This is a genomic window from Paraburkholderia sp. BCC1876, assembly GCF_902833695.1.
Taxonomy (GTDB): domain Bacteria; phylum Pseudomonadota; class Gammaproteobacteria; order Burkholderiales; family Burkholderiaceae; genus Paraburkholderia.
Window position 1 is genome coordinate 17,798 of the sequence record NZ_CADFGI010000003.1, and the last position, 16,834, is coordinate 34,631.

Sequence of the window (16,834 nt, forward strand, 5' to 3'; positions counted from 1 at the left end):
CCTAATCCGCCTGCGCCGCGACGCTCAATGGTTCGAGCGCCGCACGCAATTCGGCGGGCAGCGTCACCGGACGGCGCGTGACGCGATCCACATAGACATGCACGAAGTGACCTTGCGCGGCGGGCTCAGCGTCGCCCTCCTTGAAGAGCCCCACTTCGTAACGCACGCTCGACGTGCCGAGCCGCACCACCCGCAAGCCCGCGTCGATGCGATCGGGAAACACCAGCGGCGCGAAGTAGTTGCAATGCGTTTCGACCACGAGGCCGATCGTCGCGCCGTGTTCGAAATCCAGCACGCCCGCGCGGATCAGATACTCGTTCACCACGGTGTCGAAGTAGCTGTAATAGACGACGTTGTTCACGTGACCGTAGACGTCGTTGTCCATCCAGCGTGTGGTGATCGGCAGGAAATGCGGGTAGGCGCTGCGCGCGGCGGGGGCGGGTTTGTTCATCGTGGCGTGGAGGTTGTTGGCGGTGTTTTGGGTGCATCGACAGCGGCGTTGCGTGGATTCGCGCGGTGGCGGTGGTCCGCCAGCGCGCTCTGAATGATCTCGCCGAACAGGGTGGCCGAAGCCCGTCTCTGCTTCGTGCCGCCGGGGCTCACTGTCCCGGCTTCTCGACGAACTCGAACGGCAGGCCGCGCCGACGCATCCATTCGCCGAGCGCCTGGCCGGTGCCCGCTCGCCACGGCCGCAATTTAGCCGGTTCCACCAGCCGGTATTCGAGCAGTTCCGGCGACAGCGCGACCGTCCCGTATGCCTTCACGTGATACGCAATGATCAGTTCGTTCTTGCGGATGAATTCATACACGCCGATCAGTTCCACCGTCTCCGCGTGCAGCGAGGTCTCTTCGAGCACTTCACGGGCGATGCCCTCTTCCGGCGTCTCGCCGTTTTCGAGGAAGCCGGTGATCAGCGCGAACATGCCCTCCGGCCACGCGGCGTTGCGCGCCAGCAGAATCTTGCCTTCGTACTCGACGATCGCCGCCACCACCGGCAGCGGGTTGTTCCAGTGGACGTAACCGCACGCCACATCGGGACAGGTCTGGCGGATGCGCCCGCCTTCGTGTTCGGGGTCGGCGCGCTCGGTCAACGGGGTGGCGCAGCGCGGACAAAATTGGTAATCGGTCATGGCGTGAGGGACGTCTCGTTTGTTTTGTAGCGGTTTATGTTTTACGTGTTGCGGGTGTGGGCGGACATGTGCGGACTGGGGCGTGTGCGGCCTGGCTGGAAAGCGCTCAGGCACTCAGGCACGCGCGTTCACGTCGCGCACAGCTCGCGCACTTCGGCGGTGAAACGCTCGACCGTTTCCGGTTGTGTGTCCCACGCGCACATCAGCCGGCAACCGCCCGCGCCGATGAACTCGTAGAACTTCCAGCCGCGCGCGCGCATGGCCTTCGCGGCGTTCGCGGGCAACTGCGCGAACACCGCGTTCGATTCTCGCGGAAACATGATGCTCACGCCGGGAATTTCCTGCAACCGGGTTTGCAGTAATTCGGCCATCGCGTTCGCATGGCGCGCGTTGCGCAACCAGACGTCGTTATCGAGCAGGCCGAGCCAGGGCGCGGAGATAAAGCGCATCTTCGATGCCAGCTGGCCGGCCTGCTTCAGACGATAAGCGAAATCGTCGGCGAGCGCGCGGTCGAAGAACACCACCGCTTCGCCGACCGGCAAGCCGTTCTTGGTGCCGCCGAAACACAGCACGTCGACGCCCGCGCGCCACGTGATCTCCGACGGATGCACGTCGAGCGCGGCCACCGCGTTCGCGAAACGCGCGCCGTCCATATGGACTTTCAGATGACGCCGCTTGGCGATCGCTGCAATCGCGCGCACTTCCTCAACGCTGTAGACCGTGCCGACTTCCGTCGACTGGGTCAGCGTGACGACCTTCGGCTTCGGGTAATGGATATCGGCGCGGCGCGTGACGACCGCCTCGATCGCGTCCGGTGTGAGCTTGCCGCCGATGCCCGGCGCGGTCAGCAGTTTCGAGCCGCCCGAGAAGAATTCCGGGCCGCCGCATTCGTCGGTTTCGATGTGCGCGAGTTCGTGGCAAATCACCGAGTGATACGACTGACACAGCGACGCAAGCGCCAGCGAGTTGGCCGCCGTGCCGTTGAACACGAAGAACACTTCGCAGTCGGTCTGAAACAGTTCGCGGATGCGGTCGCAAACCTGGTTGGTCCAGGAGTCGTCGCCGTAGGCCGGTTCGTGGCCGCTGTTGTTGGCGGCGATCAGCGCGTCGAGCGCTTCGGGGCAGATGCCGGCGTAGTTGTCGGACGCGAAATGTTGCATGACTAGACGCGCCCGGCGACAGGCGCGTTGGGATGACGGGGAAGCGGTTATTTTAGTGCGCTGGGGGGATTTGGTCTTTGGGGGGCGGGTCGGGTGACTGTTGTGGCGTGGTTGGGTGGGGAGAGTTGGGATGACTGTTGTCGCGAGGCCGTGCGCAGGAGCCGGCTGCTTGTTCGCCGTGGGCCGGGCGCGGAGGCGAGCAGTGTGTTTTCCCCCGCCCCGGTCATGCCATCAGGAGCATCCGCAATCGGGCATGCGACTGCGGCCGTGCGGCCAGTGCGCCACAGCGGTCAGGCCGACCGCGCCCAGCAACAAGGCTCCCGCTGCCAACCACAAAGCTAATGAGAACGAGCCGGTGTGTTCGGCGATCGGTGCGGCCACCAGCGGGCCGATGATCTGCCCAATGCCGTACGCCGCTGTCGCGTACCCCATCAGACCGGCGGCATGGTCACCACGTAAGTGCCGCGCTTCGCGCATCGCGAACAGCGTGATCGCGGTGAACGGCAGGCCGATCAGAATGCTACCGAGCGAGAAACCGCCGGCGGTCGGCCATACGATGCCGAGCGCGATACCGCATGCCTGCAGTACGTAACAGCCCGCGAGCAACGTACGGTTGTCCCAGTGCAGCGGCAAACGCGCCGCCAGCAAAGCACCGACGATCAGCGCCAAACCGAACATCGGCCAGAACAGGTCGGGCCAGGATGAGCCCGGCAGCGCGTGGCGCGCGATCACGGGCAGGAACGTCGCGGTGATGATGTAGCCGAAACCTGGCACGCCGTAGAGGAGGACGAGCCAGAAGGCGTCGGCGCGGTGCGGGACGCGGGTGGTGAGGGGCTGGGTTGTGGGGCGTTGGGCTGCCGCGTGTTGGGTTGCGGCGGCCTGAGTTGCGGCGTGTTGGCTCGCGGCGCCCTCTGTTACCACACGTTCCGTTGCCGCATCTGCTGTTGCTGCACGTGCCGCTGCGGCGTCCGCCGCCGCTGCGCCCTGCCGCGGACCCGCATTCGCCGCCCCACCATCCGACGCGCCGCCAAACACCGACCACACCACCACCGACAAAACCGCCGCAATCAACCCGAACCCGATCCATCCCACGGTGGGTCCCAATCCGCCCGCGGCACTGACCAGCAAGCCGGTCCCCGCGATGCCCACGCCCGGTCCCGTATAGATCACCCCGCCCCACCCATGCGCGCCGAGTTCATGAAGCCGCCGCAGTCCCCATTGGGAAGCGAAAACGAACGTCCACGCACTCACCGCGCCGGCGATGAAGCGCACCACCGCCCACACCCAGAACTGACTCGTGACGCCCATCGCCAGCGTCAACAATACGGTCAGCACGAGCCCCGCCCGCACCATGCGGGCCGCCTCGACCCGCCTCAGCGCTGCACACGCCACCGCGCCCACGAAATAGCCCGCGTAGTTAAACGATGCCAGCCACCCGCCATGCTGGATATCGATTTGCGGCTGCCCGTACGCGCTGCCGTGGAGCATCAACGGCAATAAAGGCGTGAACGCGAACCGCCCGATGCCGAGCGCGACGGCCAGCGTCACCATGCAGGCAAGCGCCGCGCGGCGGGCCGCATGGTTTTCGGCGGCGCGGTCTGGCGCGTCGTGGGCCGTGTCGGAGGCGAGTTGGTTCGTGAGCATGGCGGTAGACGGCAACCGGTTCGCGGTCACCGTTTCAGGTTGGGTTCAATGCATATTAGCTTGACCTTTCAATCATTAAAAATGAATAATTACGATACCACCCATCGCCAGGAGAGATCATGGATCTGGCCGCTTTGACCATATTTCGGGCTGTCGTGCGAGAAAACGGCGTGACGCGCGCCGCTGCCAAGCTCAATCGCGTGCAATCGAACGTCACCACGCGCATCAAGCAACTGGAAGAGCAACTGGGCACCGACCTGTTCATTCGCGACGGCCGCCGCCTGGTGCTGACGCCGGCCGGCGAGACGCTGCTGCCCTATGCGGAGCGCCTGCTCGCCCTCGCCGATGAGGCGCGTCACGCGGTGCGGGAGGATCGTCCGAGCGGGCGTCTGCGTTTGGGGACGATGGAAAGCGTCGCGGCCACCCGCCTGCCCGGATTGCTCGCGCGCTATCACACGCAATGGCCCGATGTCGCGCTGGAACTCGAAACCGGCACCACCGGCAAGCTGATCGAGCGCGTGCGTGAATTCGAGGTGGACGCGGCCCTGGTCGCGGAGCCGCTCGATCCGGCCGCGCTCGGCGAGTTGTTCGAGACGGTGCCGGTGTTCACCGAAGAACTGGTGATGCTGACGCCGCGTGAGCATCGGCAGATTCGGGAGGTGCGGGACATTGCGCTGTCGACGCTGGTCGCGTTCGAACTCGGCTGCGCTTACCGGGCGTACATCGAGAAGTGGTATCTGGAGCACGGTGTGCGGCCGGCGCGAGTGCTGGAGCTAGGCTCCTATCACGCGATCGTCGCGTGCGTGGCGGCCGGTGCGGGCGTGGCGGTCGCGCCGCGGTCGGTGCTGGACCTGCTGGCCGATTCCAGCAATATCGCGGTTCACCCGCTACCGGAGATCGAGCCGATCGAGACGCTGCTGGTGTGGCGTCGCGGGCATTTTTCTTCCGCGCTCAATGCATTGAAGAAGACGCTGACGGCGAAGGACGGAGAGGTAGAATCCGCGGCGGTTGCTGCTGCCTCGGCGGCGGCCTGATGTTTGTGCGCTCTGAAGCGTCAGCACAAAAAACTTAGGCCACGCAACACGCCGATGCTCCGGCGCGCTGCGTGGCCCGATCAAACCCGAATCAAAGCTGCGCTTCGACCCAACCCTTCACGCCAGCCAATGCAACAGGCAGGTTCGCGGGTTCAGTACCGCCGGCCTGGGCCATATCCGGCCGACCGCCGCCCTTGCCGCCGACTTGCTGCGCGACAAAGTTCACCAACTCGCCCGCCTTGACCTTCTTGCTGGCGTCAGCCGTCACGCCGGCAATCAGGCTGACCTTGCCGCCTTCGACGGATGCCAGCACGATCGCCGCGCTCTTCAACTTGTCCTTCAGCTTGTCGACCGTCTCGCGCAGCGTCTTGACGTCCGCGCCTTCGAGCATGGCCGCGAGCACGTGCACACCGGCGATTTCGATCGCCTGACCGGCCAGCTCGTCGCCCTGGCTCGACGCCATCTTCGACTTCAGCGCGCTCAGCTCTTTCTCGAGCGACTTCACCTGATCCTGCACCTGCGTGATGCGCTGCGTCAGTTCCGACGGCTGCGCCTTCAGCGCGGCCGCGGCCGCATTGATGCGCGCGTCGAGATCCTGCACGAAGCGCACCGCGTTGTCGCCCGTGATCGCTTCCACGCGACGGATACCCGCCGCCACGCCACCTTCCATCACGATCTTGAAGAAACCGATGTCGCCGGTGCGATGCACGTGCGTACCGCCGCACAATTCACGCGAGAAGCCGAGATCAAGCACGCGCACCTCGTCGCCGTACTTTTCGCCGAACAGCGCCATCGCGCCGCCCTTCACCGCGTCGTCGTACGGCATGACCTGCACGATGCCGGGCGCGTTTGCCAGCACTTCGGCGTTGACGATGGCTTCGACCTGACGGATCTGGTCGTCTGTCATCGGCGCGTTGTGCGCGAAGTCGAAACGGGTTTTCTCCGCGTCGACCAGCGAACCCTTTTGCTGCACGTGCGAACCGAGCACTTCGCGCAGCGCCTTGTGCATCAAGTGCGTGGCCGAGTGATTGCGTTCCGTGCGGGCACGACGCACCGCGTCGATTTCCGCCTTCACCACGTCGCCCACCTTCAGCGTGCCCTGTTCGAGCGTGCCGTGATGACCGACCACGTCGGCCTGCACTTTCAGTGTGTCCGCTACCGCGAAGCGCACGCTAGCGTTGGCCAGCACGCCCTGGTCGCCGACCTGGCCGCCCGACTCTGCGTAGAACGGCGTGTGGTCGAGCACGACGACAGCCTGTTGACCGTGTTCGACTGCCTGCACCGACGCACCCTCGACATACAACGCGATCACCTTCGCGTCGTCGAAAACGACTTCTTCGTAACCGTGGAACGTGGTCTTCGCGCCCGAGTATTCGAGGCCTTGCGCCATCTTGAACTTGCCCGCCGCGCGCGCCTGTTCGCGCTGACGCGCCATGGCTTCGTCGAAGGAGGCTTCGTCGACCGTGATTTCACGTTCGCGGCAGACGTCTGCCGTCAGATCCAGCGGGAAGCCATACGTGTCGTGCAGCTTGAACGCGAGTTCGCCGTCGAGCGTCTTGCCGCCCTTCGCTTCGAGGTCGGCCAACGCGCTTTCGAGAATCGCCATGCCGTTCTCGATGGTCTCGAAGAAGCGCTCTTCTTCCTGACGCAACACGTCGGTCACGCGTTGTTCCGCTTCCTTCAATTCCGGATACGCGTCGCCCATTTGCGCGACGAGGTCCGGCACCATGCGATGGAAGAACGAACCCTTCTTGCCCAGCTTGTAGCCGTGGCGAATCGCCCGGCGCACGATGCGGCGCAGCACGTAGCCGCGACCTTCGTTGCCCGGAATCACGCCGTCGACAATCAGGAACGAACACGCGCGAATGTGATCGGCGATCACCTTCAGCGAGTTGTTGGTCAGATCCGTCACGCCGGTTTCGCGGCCGGCGGCTTTGATCAGCGCCTGGAACAGGTCGATCTCGTAGTTGCTGTGCACGTGCTGCAGCACGGCGGCAATCCGCTCCAGACCCATGCCGGTATCGACGCACTGCTTGGGCAGCGGCGTCATGTTGCCTTGCGCGTCGCGGCTGAACTGCATGAACACCAGGTTCCACACCTCGATGTAGCGGTCGCCGTCTTCTTCAGGCGATCCCGGCGGGCCACCCCACACGTCCGGGCCGTGGTCGTAGAAGATTTCCGAGCACGGGCCGCACGGGCCGACGTCGGCCATTTGCCAGAAGTTGTCCGACGCGTAGCGCGCGCCCTTGTTGTCGCCGATGCGGATGATGCGCTCGACCGGCACGCCCACTTCTTTCGCCCAGATGTCGTGCGCTTCGTCGTCTTCGTGATAGACGGTGACCCACAGCTTGTCTTTCGGCAACTGGTAGACGCCCGTCAGCAATTCCCACGCGTAATGGATCGCGTCGCGCTTGAAGTAGTCGCCGAACGAGAAGTTGCCCAGCATTTCGAAGAACGTGTGGTGACGCGCGGTGTAGCCGACGTTTTCCAGATCGTTATGCTTGCCGCCGGCGCGCACGCTGCGCTGCGAGGTCGTGGCGCGCGAATACGGACGCGATTCCGCGCCGAGGAACACGTCTTTGAACTGCACCATTCCCGAATTGGTGAAGAGCAGGGTCGGGTCGTTGCCGGGCACAAGGCTCGACGAGCGAACGATCGTATGGCCCTTCGATTCGAAGAACTTGAGGAATTTCTCGCGGATTTCGGCGGCTTTCATAGCGTGCGGGGGACGGTCCTGGCTGTGACCGGCGGCATCGTGGGATGCGCCAAGTGTCTGTTTCTTAAACGACTGATTATACGGGATCGGCGCCCGTGCGCGACGGCCTGTCCGCCAGTTAGCCGTTCGGCCAGGTTTGAGCGGGCAGCGCGAGACACGGCGCGCGCAATCAGGGTACGCGATTCGTCCTATGCCGTTCGGCCGACTGCGCCGGCGCGCGGGAATCGCTTAAGATTGCCTCCATCCGCGGCGCCGTGCGCGCTGCTTCGGCTACCTAGGAGACATCGAACAACATGGGCGCTCTCAGTCATATCCGCGTGCTGGACCTCACACGTGTGCTCGCCGGGCCGTGGTGCGCGCAGACGCTTGCCGATTTCGGCGCCGACGTGATCAAGATCGAACGCCCGGAAGTCGGCGACGACACCCGGCACTGGGGCCCTCCGTATCTGAAAACGCCGGACGGCGCGGACACGCGCGAGGCCGCCTACTACCTCGCGGCCAACCGCAACAAGCGCTCGGTCACCGTCGACATCGCCTCGCCCGAAGGCCAGCGGATCATCCGCGAACTGGCCGCGCAAAGCGATGTGGTGCTGGAGAACTACAAGGTCGGCCAGTTGCAGAAGTACGGTCTGGATTACGCATCGCTGAAGGAAGTGAAGCCCGATCTGATCTACTGCTCGGTGACGGGGTTCGGGCAGACCGGCCCGTATGCGCAGCGCGCGGGCTACGATTTCATCGTGCAGGGCATCGGCGGCTTCATGAGCATTACCGGCGAGCGCGACGGCCAGCCGGGCGGCGGTCCGCAAAAGGCCGGCGTGGCGATCGCCGACCTCATGACCGGCATGTACTCGACCGTCGCCGTGCTGACCGCGCTCACGCACCGCGACCGCACGGGCGAAGGTCAATACATCGACATGGCGCTGCTCGACGTGCAGGTAGCGATGCTCGCCAACATGAATTCGAACTTCCTCGCCAGCGGCCAGCCGCCGGTGCGCTGGGGCAATGCGCATCCGAACATCGTGCCCTACCAGACCTTCCAGACCAGCGACGGCTGGATCATCGTCGCGGTCGGCAACGACGGGCAATTCCGCAAGTTCGTCGAGGCGGGCGGCCGCCCGGAACTGGCCGACGACGAGCGCTTCGCCACCAACCCGGCGCGCGTGCGTCAGCGCGAAACGCTCGCGCCGATGCTTGCCGACATGGTCCGGCTACAGGGCAAACATCAGTGGATCACGGCGCTGGAAGCGGCGGGTGTGCCGTGCGGGCCGATCAACGATCTCAACGAAGTCTTCGAGAACGAGCAGGTGGTGGCGCGCGGCATGCAGATCGATCTGCCGCACCCGTCGGCCGGCGCGGTCAAGCTGGTGCGCAATCCGATCCGGATGAGCGGCACGCCGCCCGAAGCGCTGACTGCCCCGCCTACACTGGGTGAGCATACGGAGAGCATTCTTCGTGACGTGCTGGGGTATGACGAGGCGCGGATCGCGGCGTTGCGCAAGCAGTCGGTGATTTGAGGCGGAAGAGCGCACGGAGCGTCTTGAGGCCTGCGCCGCGGCGTTGTGGTGCGGCGTTGTGGTGCGGCGTTGTGATGCGGCGTTGTGATGCGGCGTTGTTTTGGCGTCGCGGCTCAGGTTGGCGGCACACCCAGACTGGCGACACGCGTTAGGCCGCAAAATGCGGAGCAACGCGATCTGCCCTCGTGTGCCGCGAAAATCGGCTCAGCCTTCTTCGCCGAACGACCCGAGCCAGCGGCGTCCTTCTTCCCAATCGCCGAGTCCGCTATCGGCATTGATATGACCGCGCGGGCCGATGCCAATCCAGCGGCTGCCCCAGCCGCTCGCGCAGTTCTGTGAGAACGGCTCACTGCCGTACGGATCGTCGCTGCTCGCCACGACAATGCTGGCAAACGGCAAGCGCGTGAGCGGGATCGGTGCGAAGCCGCCGGCGTCCTGCGGGAAACGATTGCCGGAAGAATCGGGCACGGCCACCAACAACGCCCCCGCCACCTTCGCGAGCTGCGCGGCGCTCGCGTAATGCGAGGCCCAGAACGCCGTTGTCAGGCAGCCGAGACTATGTGCGGCGAACACCACGGGCGCATCGACGGCGCTCACTGCGGCGTCGAGCGTGCGGCACCACGCGTCGCGTGAAGGATGGTCCCAGTCCGGCATCTGAACACGCGTGAAAGCCGGATCGAGCGCTTCCCAGCGGGTTTGCCAGTGGCCTGCACCGGAGCCTTGGTAACCGGGTAGTACGAGTAGGTTGAGTTTTTGTCCGCTCATGCGTTCAATGTGGTTAATCGTGAAGCCGTTGATACGTTGATTCGCTGGACGTCGATCCTTGATCCTTGATCGTCGATCGCGAAACCCCCGCATCACCGTATCACACGCCCCACCCCCACGCCACGCGGGTCCGCAGCCGGCTCGGGCGTCGTGCCCTCCACGCGGATCATCTGCACGTCGCCGTTGAACGACTGGCCTTCGAGCGTGTAGCCCTTCGCTTGCAGTTGCTCGGCCAGCTCACCGGTGATCGGACGATACGGCTCGAAGTAGATCGTTTTCTGCGGCAACAACTGGTGATGAAAACGCATCGCGGCGAGCGCGTCCGTCGGCGTCATGCCGAAGTCGAACAGATCGGTCATCACCTGGAAAATCGAGGTCAGAATCCGCGACCCGCCCGGCGTGCCGATGACGAGCGCGATCTTGCCGTCCTTCAGCAGCAGCGTCGGCGTCATCGACGAAAGCGGGCGGCGGCCCGGCGCCACCGTGTTGACTTCCACACTGCTCGCACCGGATGGGTTCGCGCTGGCCGGTTTGGTGACGAAATCGTCCATGGCGTCGTTCAGCAGGAAGCCGCCGCCGTCCACCACCACGCCGGAGCCGAAATCGCCGTTCAGCGTATAGGTGTTCGACACGGCATTACCCCACTTGTCGACCACGGAGAAATGCGTGGTTTGCGCCTTTTCCGGCAACGCATCGCCAAGCCCGGGTTTGACCGGCTTGGCGCCGGGAACCTCGTCGGGCGTGACTTCGTCGGCGCGTTGCGCGAGGTAGGCGTCGTCGATCAGTTTGTCGACCGGCACCTTGTACGAATCCGGATCGCCCAGGTATTGCTGACGGTCGGCGAACACGCGGTCCTCGATCTGCGCGATCAGGTGGATATACGGCGCCGAATTCAACGCGAGACCGTCGAAAGCCTGCTTCAGATCGGCCTTCATCTTCAGCATCTGAATCAGCCCGACGCCACCCGAACTCGGCGGCGGCGCGGTGACGACCTGGTAGCCGTTCCAATCGGCGGTGAGCGGCTGGCGCCACACGGCCTTGTACTGGATCAGGTCCTGCTTCGTGACGAGTCCGTGGCCGTACATCTGCTGCGCGATCAGATCCGCGGTGCGGCCTTCGTAGAATTCGCGGCCGCCGTCGCCTGCAATGCGCGACAGGGTTTGCGCAAGCTCGGGCTGGCGATACGTCGCGCCCGCTTTGAGATTCGAGAAGTAAGCGTCGAAATTGGTCTTGCCGGCGAAATTCTTCGCCGCCGCGTCGTGGCGCTGCTGCAGCCACGGCTCGACCACGAAACCATCGGTGGCGTAACGGATCGCGGGCGCCAGCACCTGTTTCCACTTCAGTTTGCCGAAGCGCTGCTGCGCCTCCCACATGCCTTCGACGGTGCCCGGCACCCCTACCGCGCGATGCCCGACCACGCTCATGCCCGGCACCAGGTTGCCCTTGTCGTCGAGGTACATGTCGCGGGTCGCCTGCTGCGGCGCGCGCTCGCGGTAGTCGAGAAAGTACGGCTTGCCGTCCATCAACACGGTCATGAAGCCGCCACCGCCAATGTTGCCCGCATCCGGACGGGTCACGGCCAGCGTGAAGGCCATCGCGACGGCGGCATCGACCGCGTTGCCGCCGGCGGCGAAGATCTGCTGCGCGGCGTCCGCGCTGTAACGATCCGGCGCCGCCACCGCTGAAGCATCCAGCACGGCCTTGGGCAGCGGCGTTTTCGCGAGCGCAGCGACCGGCGAGAGACTGGCTGCGGCCAGCGCGAACAAAGCTGAAACCGTCACGATCCGGGCGAAAGAAACAGAAACGAAAGGCGCGCGACGCGCGTGGTGGGTCGGGTCAGACATCCGAGATACTCCGGGAACGATGGGCGCCATCGGCACCCGAGCGGCTGAAGCTCGGGCAACGCGGCAAAGGGCGGTGCGGCCGGCGCGGACGGCGGCTACGTCAGCTCGCGCGGCGCGTTTGGACACAAGCGGCACCACCCAGGAAAAATAGAGCGGCGGATTCATGAGGCGGCGGAGCGCAACCCACGCTCGCCACGCAGCACGCGGCGGACTCCCGCCAGCGCGGTCATCGGCTTCGGCTGACTGGCGCATTACCTACGCCATCGCATTGGCCGACGCATCAACCAACGCATCCGCCCGAGGCCAACGGCGGACACACCACGCCGCTCGCATCCTAAGTCGCCGCCCTGCCCCCGAACAAACCGTTTTACCTCCTGTTACAGCACCTTAAACGCAGCTTGCGGCAAGCGTCCAGACCCTCGAAAAACCGTAGAAACCGCTCGAACGTTGGCTGCGCGCCGCACTCGCCTGTCGCAAAGGGACGCGTCAGGTAGAATTAACGGATAAGTGGGCGCATTGCGCGCCCCGACCGACTTTCACCTTCTCGCATGAATACCGAACGCAACGACGCGCCAGCGGCATCCAATTTCATCCGCAACATCATCGACGACGACAACCGCACCGGCAAGTGGGGCCAGCGCGTCGAAACGCGCTTTCCGCCCGAGCCGAACGGCTATCTGCATATCGGTCACGCCAAGAGCATCTGCCTGAACTTCGGTGTGGCGCGCAGCTACGGCGGCGTGTGCCATCTGCGCTTCGACGACACCAATCCGGAAAAGGAAAGCGTCGAATACGTCGACTCGATTATCGACGCCGTGCGCTGGCTCGGTTTCGAGTGGGAAAAAGACGGCAAGGAACAGCTCTACTACGCGAGCAACTACTACGACAAGCTGTACGAGTTCGCCGAACTGCTGATCGAACGCGGCAAGGCATACGTGGACAGCCAGTCGGCCGAAGAAATGCGCGCCAACCGCGGCTCGGCCCAGGAGGTCGGCACGCCGTCGCGCTTCCGCGAGCGTTCGGTGCAGGACAACCTCGACCTGTTCCGCCGCATGAAGGCCGGCGAGTTCAAGGAAGGCGAGCACGTGCTGCGCGCGAAGATCGACATGTCGTCGCCGAACTTCAATATGCGCGACCCGGTCATCTACCGCATCCGCTTTGCGCATCACTACCGTACCGGCGACGCCTGGTGCGTGTACCCGATGTACGACTACACGCATTGCATTTCGGACGCGTTGGAAAACATCACGCATTCGCTGTGCACGCTCGAATTCGAAGACCATCGTCCGCTGTACGACTGGATTCTGAACGAGCTGGCTGAAGCGGGTATTTTCACGCGCCCGCTGCCGCAACAAATCGAGTTTTCGCGCCTGAACCTGACCTACGCGATCACCAGCAAGCGCAAGCTGCTGCAACTGGTGACCGAAGGCCATGTGGAAGGCTGGGACGATCCGCGTATGCCGACCATCGTCGGCGTGCGTCGGCGCGGCTTCACGCCCGAGGCGATCCAGTTGTTCTGCGAGCGTATCGGCGTGACCAAGGTCGATTCGTGGATCGACATGAGTGTGTTCGAAGGGGCGCTGCGCGACGATCTGGACGACAAGGCGCCGCGTACGGCGGCCGTGCTCGATCCGGTCAAGCTGATCATCGACAACTTCCCCGAAGGTGTGAGCGAGCCGTGCACTGCGCCGGTTCATCCGCATCATCCGGAACACGGTGTGCGCGAGTTTCCGATTTCACGCGAACTGTGGATCGAGCGCGACGACTACAACGAAGCGCCGCCGAAGGGTTATTTCCGTCTGTTCCCGGGCAACAGGGTGCGACTGCGTTACGGCTACGTGATCGAATGCATCGGCGCGGATAAAGACGAGAACGGCAACATCGTCGCGGTGCATTGCAATTACTTCCCGGACAGCAAGTCGGGCACCGAAGGCGCGAACAACTACAAGGTCAAGGGCAACATTCACTGGGTCAGCGCGGCCGCCGCCTACCCCGCCGAAGTGCGCATTTACGACCGTCTGTTCAAGGAGCCGCAACCGGACGCCGGTGGCCGCGAATTCCTCGACGCGCTGAATCCGGACTCGAAGCGCGTGGTTCACGCGTATCTCGAACCGGGCGCGCAAAATGCGCTGCCGGAGCAGCGCTATCAGTTCGAGCGCCATGGCTACTTTGTCGCGGACCGCGTCGACTCGAAGCCGGGCAAGCCTGTGTTCAACCGCATCGTCAGCTTGCGCGACAGTTGGGGCAAGCCGGCGTAAGCTTGAGCGACTGCCGGTCGTAGCGCATCTGAAGTCGAAGACGGCGTGCATCTCGTTGATGGGATGCACGCCGTTTCGTTGCATCATGTTCCATCGACAGTGACAGCGCGCCCATCCGGATGCGCCAGTCCCGGAGGTCCGATGAAAATTGCTGCCCGCCGCGGGGCGAGTACCGGTGAGCCGACACACGTAGCGCGCAACGCGCATGACCTGCTTGAGGTGCGTGAAGCGCGTCAAGCGCGTGCCGTTCATGCCGTCGGCATGACGCACGCCGCCGCCCGCTTCGCTCATCGCGCGCTGCGGCGCAGCCGGCTCACCCGGCTCACGGCGCTGGCCACACTGGTCGCGTCGTTCACCGCCCCCGCCCGCGCGGACGAACTCACCGGCACCCTGAAAAAAATCCACGACGACGGCGTCGTTGTGCTCGGCGTGCGGGAAGCGTCGATTCCGTTTTCCTACTTCGACGGCAAGGGCACGGTCGGCTATTCACAAAGCATTGCGCTACAGATCGTCGATGAAATCAAGAAGACGCTCGGCATGCCGCAACTGAAGGTGCACGAAATTACCGTGACCTCGTCGAACCGCACGCCCATGCTGCTGAACAACCAGATTGATCTGGAATGCGGCTCGACCACGCATACCGTCGAACGCGAAAATCTCGCTGCCTTTTCGAACAGCTTCTTCCAGTACGCGGTGCGGATGATCTCGCGCAAGAGCAGCGGCATTACGGATTTTTCGGACCTGGCGGGCAAGGCGGTCGTGACGACCGCAGGCACTTCCGACGAACGCCTGCTGCGCCGTCTGAATACCGATAAGCATCTGAATATGCGCATCACGAGCGCGCGCGATCATCCCGAGGCGTTCAACGCGGTCAAGGACGACCGGGCGGTAGCGTTCGTGATGGACGAGCCGATCGTGTACGGCTTCAAGGCAACCGATCCGCGTCCCGACGACTTCGTGGTAACCGGCACGCCGCTGGGTTACGAGGTCTATGCGTGCATGTTCCGCAAGGGCGACGAGCCCTTCCGCAATCTCGTGAACGGTGTGATCGCGCGCGGCCAGACATCCGGCGACGCGGAACGGTTGTACCGGCAGTGGTTCACGCAGCCCATCCCGCCACGCGGCATCAATCTGAATTTTCCGCTGTCGGAACAGAATCGCGCGTTGTTCGCACATCCGAACGATCGCGCGCTCGATTGAGATTCAGCGCGAGGTCCGCGATGCAGGCAGCGGCGCTACCGCGTTCACTCCGCCGCGATACCTAGCGACCGATGCAAATCCGCAAGCGACAGCGTCGTCTGAAAAAGCCGCGTCAGACTGCGGCTCGCATAACGCTCGACTTCGTGCGGCGCGGCCCAGCGGTAGGCATCCATTTCGGGAATCAGCGTGCCGTCCGAGCGGCGCGGAAACAGCGATGTGCAGGTGCATGAACTCAGATCGAGTTCGTCGGCATTAGCCCGCGCGCCGAACAGATGCAGATCCTTATCCCGTCGGTAGACGAACAGGCCGAGGTCTTTCAGCCGCGCCGGTTCGATAGCAATCCCGGTTTCCTCGACCATCTCACGCAGCGCCGTGACGTGCGGCGCTTCGCCCTCTTCGCCGTGCCCTTTCGGAATGTCCCAGTGCGAGGTCTCGGTGGCATGCGCGAGCAGCACGCGGCCGTCCGGATCGAGCAGCACGATACCGCATGAAATGACCCGCGCGCTCATCGACGGTTCGCGCCGCAGCGCGCCATGGCATCGAACCGCGCGACCGGCAGGCCGGCGCGCGTCGCCATTACGGCAAGCATGCTCAGTGCTTTTTCTGCAATTGCCAACTACCTTCGCCCTGCTTGCAGAATTGCGGGCGCAGGGTCATGGATTGGCCCTTCGCATTCAGCACGACGCCGACGTCGCGGCAGGTCCGCTCGCCGTCTTTGGCCGTGCCGGCGACGGTGATCGCCGCGTCGATTTTCACGCTGTTGCCGGTGCCTTCGTTGACCCAGTTCGTACTCTCGCCGTCCTGCTTGTCGTTCAACGCGGCGATGACGGCTTTCTTGACCGAATCGATGTCGCGCTGCTTCATGTAGGTGATCGGCGTGTCATTCAGAAAGCCGAGGTTCGCCGCTTGTGCGCTGAGCGCACCGCCCAGCAGCAGGCCACCGACGGTCAGATGAAACAGGGCACGGGTTCGCATCGACATGAAGGATTCTCCTCGAAAGTGTTTCAGGCGGTCGACGAGCGCGCTCGCCGCAACTCGTGATCTGGACCCCAAAAGCATAGCATGTCGCCCTCGACGTGACCGAGCCATGCGCGTTTGCAGTGACCTGCGGCAATCGGCGTTGTAACGCGCATGCCCGCTACGTCGGCCTTTGTTCATGGCGCTCATGGCGTGGACAGCGCGCGGAGAGCGTGGAGCGCGCGGACAAACAGGCACGCGTCGCATTTAATTTTAAGACGAGTCCCATGTCCGCTTGAAGTGCGAATTTTTAAGATGGCTCTATTGCGCTTCGGCGCCCTCCACGCGTCAAATCCCTCGTCATGGACTTTTCCCTTGCCCTCGAAACCTTCGCCGTAGCACTTGCACTGCTTTGCGTCGCGCTCGTACCGGTTGCGATCCGCCGCGATCCGGGCTTGGCGCGACGTATCGTCAGGATGGACGGTCTGCCGCTCGCGCGTTGGCCGAACCTGCTGACGCGGGTCGGCTTCGCCTGTCTGCTGGCGTCTTTCGCGCTGTTTTTCGTCACCTGCTATTACATCCTCGACGGCGCGGGTTACTGATCAGGCGGCT

At 64.1% G+C, this 16,834-nt stretch carries 14 protein-coding genes; 5 read left to right on the plus strand and 9 right to left on the minus strand.

The window, feature by feature from the left end; all coding sequences use genetic code 11:
• Position 1: 1 nt before the first annotated feature.
• From HWY05_RS11805 to HWY05_RS11820, 4 genes are all read right to left on the minus strand, one after another.
• Positions 2–451, minus strand: a complete 450-nt coding sequence (locus HWY05_RS11805; protein ID WP_176058485.1) for a thioesterase family protein — start codon at positions 449–451, stop codon at positions 2–4.
• 148 nt (positions 452–599) lie between these two features.
• On the minus strand, positions 600–1,130 hold the full coding sequence (locus HWY05_RS11810; protein WP_035547141.1) for an NUDIX domain-containing protein: 531 nt from the start codon (positions 1,128–1,130) through the stop codon (positions 600–602).
• A 128-nt stretch (positions 1,131–1,258) separates the two neighbouring features.
• A complete protein-coding gene (locus tag HWY05_RS11815) occupies positions 1,259–2,290 on the minus strand; it encodes a low specificity L-threonine aldolase (RefSeq protein WP_035547143.1) in 1,032 nt (343 codons plus the stop codon).
• A gap of 231 nt (positions 2,291–2,521) precedes the next feature.
• Positions 2,522–3,934, minus strand: a complete 1,413-nt coding sequence (locus tag HWY05_RS11820; protein WP_244146596.1) for a YbfB/YjiJ family MFS transporter — start codon at positions 3,932–3,934, stop codon at positions 2,522–2,524.
• Positions 3,935–4,053: 119 nt separating this feature from the next.
• Here HWY05_RS11820 and HWY05_RS11825 point away from each other — a divergent pair, with 119 nt between their 5' ends.
• Positions 4,054–4,968: a LysR substrate-binding domain-containing protein gene (locus tag HWY05_RS11825; RefSeq protein ID WP_035547146.1), complete on the plus strand. Its 915-nt coding sequence runs from the start codon at positions 4,054–4,056 to the stop codon at positions 4,966–4,968.
• A 91-nt stretch (positions 4,969–5,059) separates the two neighbouring features.
• Here HWY05_RS11825 and alaS read toward each other — a convergent pair whose 3' ends face one another.
• Entirely contained in the window at positions 5,060–7,684 is a 2,625-nt protein-coding gene (gene alaS, locus HWY05_RS11830) for an alanine--tRNA ligase (RefSeq protein WP_176058486.1), read from the minus strand.
• A gap of 293 nt (positions 7,685–7,977) precedes the next feature.
• On the opposite strand from alaS, the gene HWY05_RS11835 reads away from it, so the two are divergent.
• Complete coding sequence (locus tag HWY05_RS11835) at positions 7,978–9,198, plus strand: CaiB/BaiF CoA-transferase family protein (protein WP_035547152.1); 1,221 nt, start codon at positions 7,978–7,980, stop codon at positions 9,196–9,198.
• A gap of 204 nt (positions 9,199–9,402) precedes the next feature.
• Here the strand turns inward: HWY05_RS11835 and HWY05_RS11840 are convergent, their stop codons facing one another.
• Entirely contained in the window at positions 9,403–9,963 is a 561-nt protein-coding gene (locus HWY05_RS11840) for an alpha/beta hydrolase (protein ID WP_176058487.1), read from the minus strand.
• 92 nt (positions 9,964–10,055) lie between these two features.
• On the minus strand, positions 10,056–11,807 hold the full coding sequence (gene ggt / locus HWY05_RS11845; RefSeq protein WP_176058488.1) for a gamma-glutamyltransferase: 1,752 nt from the start codon (positions 11,805–11,807) through the stop codon (positions 10,056–10,058).
• Between the two features lie 548 nt (positions 11,808–12,355).
• Between ggt and HWY05_RS11850 the strand changes: the two genes are divergently transcribed.
• Together HWY05_RS11850 and HWY05_RS11855 are read left to right on the plus strand one after the other, a co-directional pair.
• A complete protein-coding gene (locus HWY05_RS11850; protein ID WP_176058489.1) occupies positions 12,356–14,065 on the plus strand; it encodes a glutamine--tRNA ligase/YqeY domain fusion protein in 1,710 nt (569 codons plus the stop codon).
• A gap of 261 nt (positions 14,066–14,326) precedes the next feature.
• Positions 14,327–15,265, plus strand: a complete 939-nt coding sequence (locus HWY05_RS11855; protein ID WP_244146613.1) for a transporter substrate-binding domain-containing protein — start codon at positions 14,327–14,329, stop codon at positions 15,263–15,265.
• A gap of 44 nt (positions 15,266–15,309) precedes the next feature.
• Here the strand turns inward: HWY05_RS11855 and HWY05_RS11860 are convergent, their stop codons facing one another.
• Entirely contained in the window at positions 15,310–15,774 is a 465-nt protein-coding gene (locus tag HWY05_RS11860) for an NUDIX domain-containing protein (protein ID WP_035547162.1), read from the minus strand.
• Between the two features lie 82 nt (positions 15,775–15,856).
• Positions 15,857–16,246 (minus strand): RT0821/Lpp0805 family surface protein, encoded by a 390-nt coding sequence (locus HWY05_RS11865; RefSeq protein WP_035547165.1) that lies wholly within the window; start codon positions 16,244–16,246, stop codon positions 15,857–15,859.
• A gap of 338 nt (positions 16,247–16,584) precedes the next feature.
• Between HWY05_RS11865 and HWY05_RS11870 the strand changes: the two genes are divergently transcribed.
• A complete protein-coding gene (locus HWY05_RS11870) occupies positions 16,585–16,824 on the plus strand; it encodes a hypothetical protein (protein WP_035547168.1) in 240 nt (79 codons plus the stop codon).
• Positions 16,825–16,834: the final 10 nt, after the last annotated feature.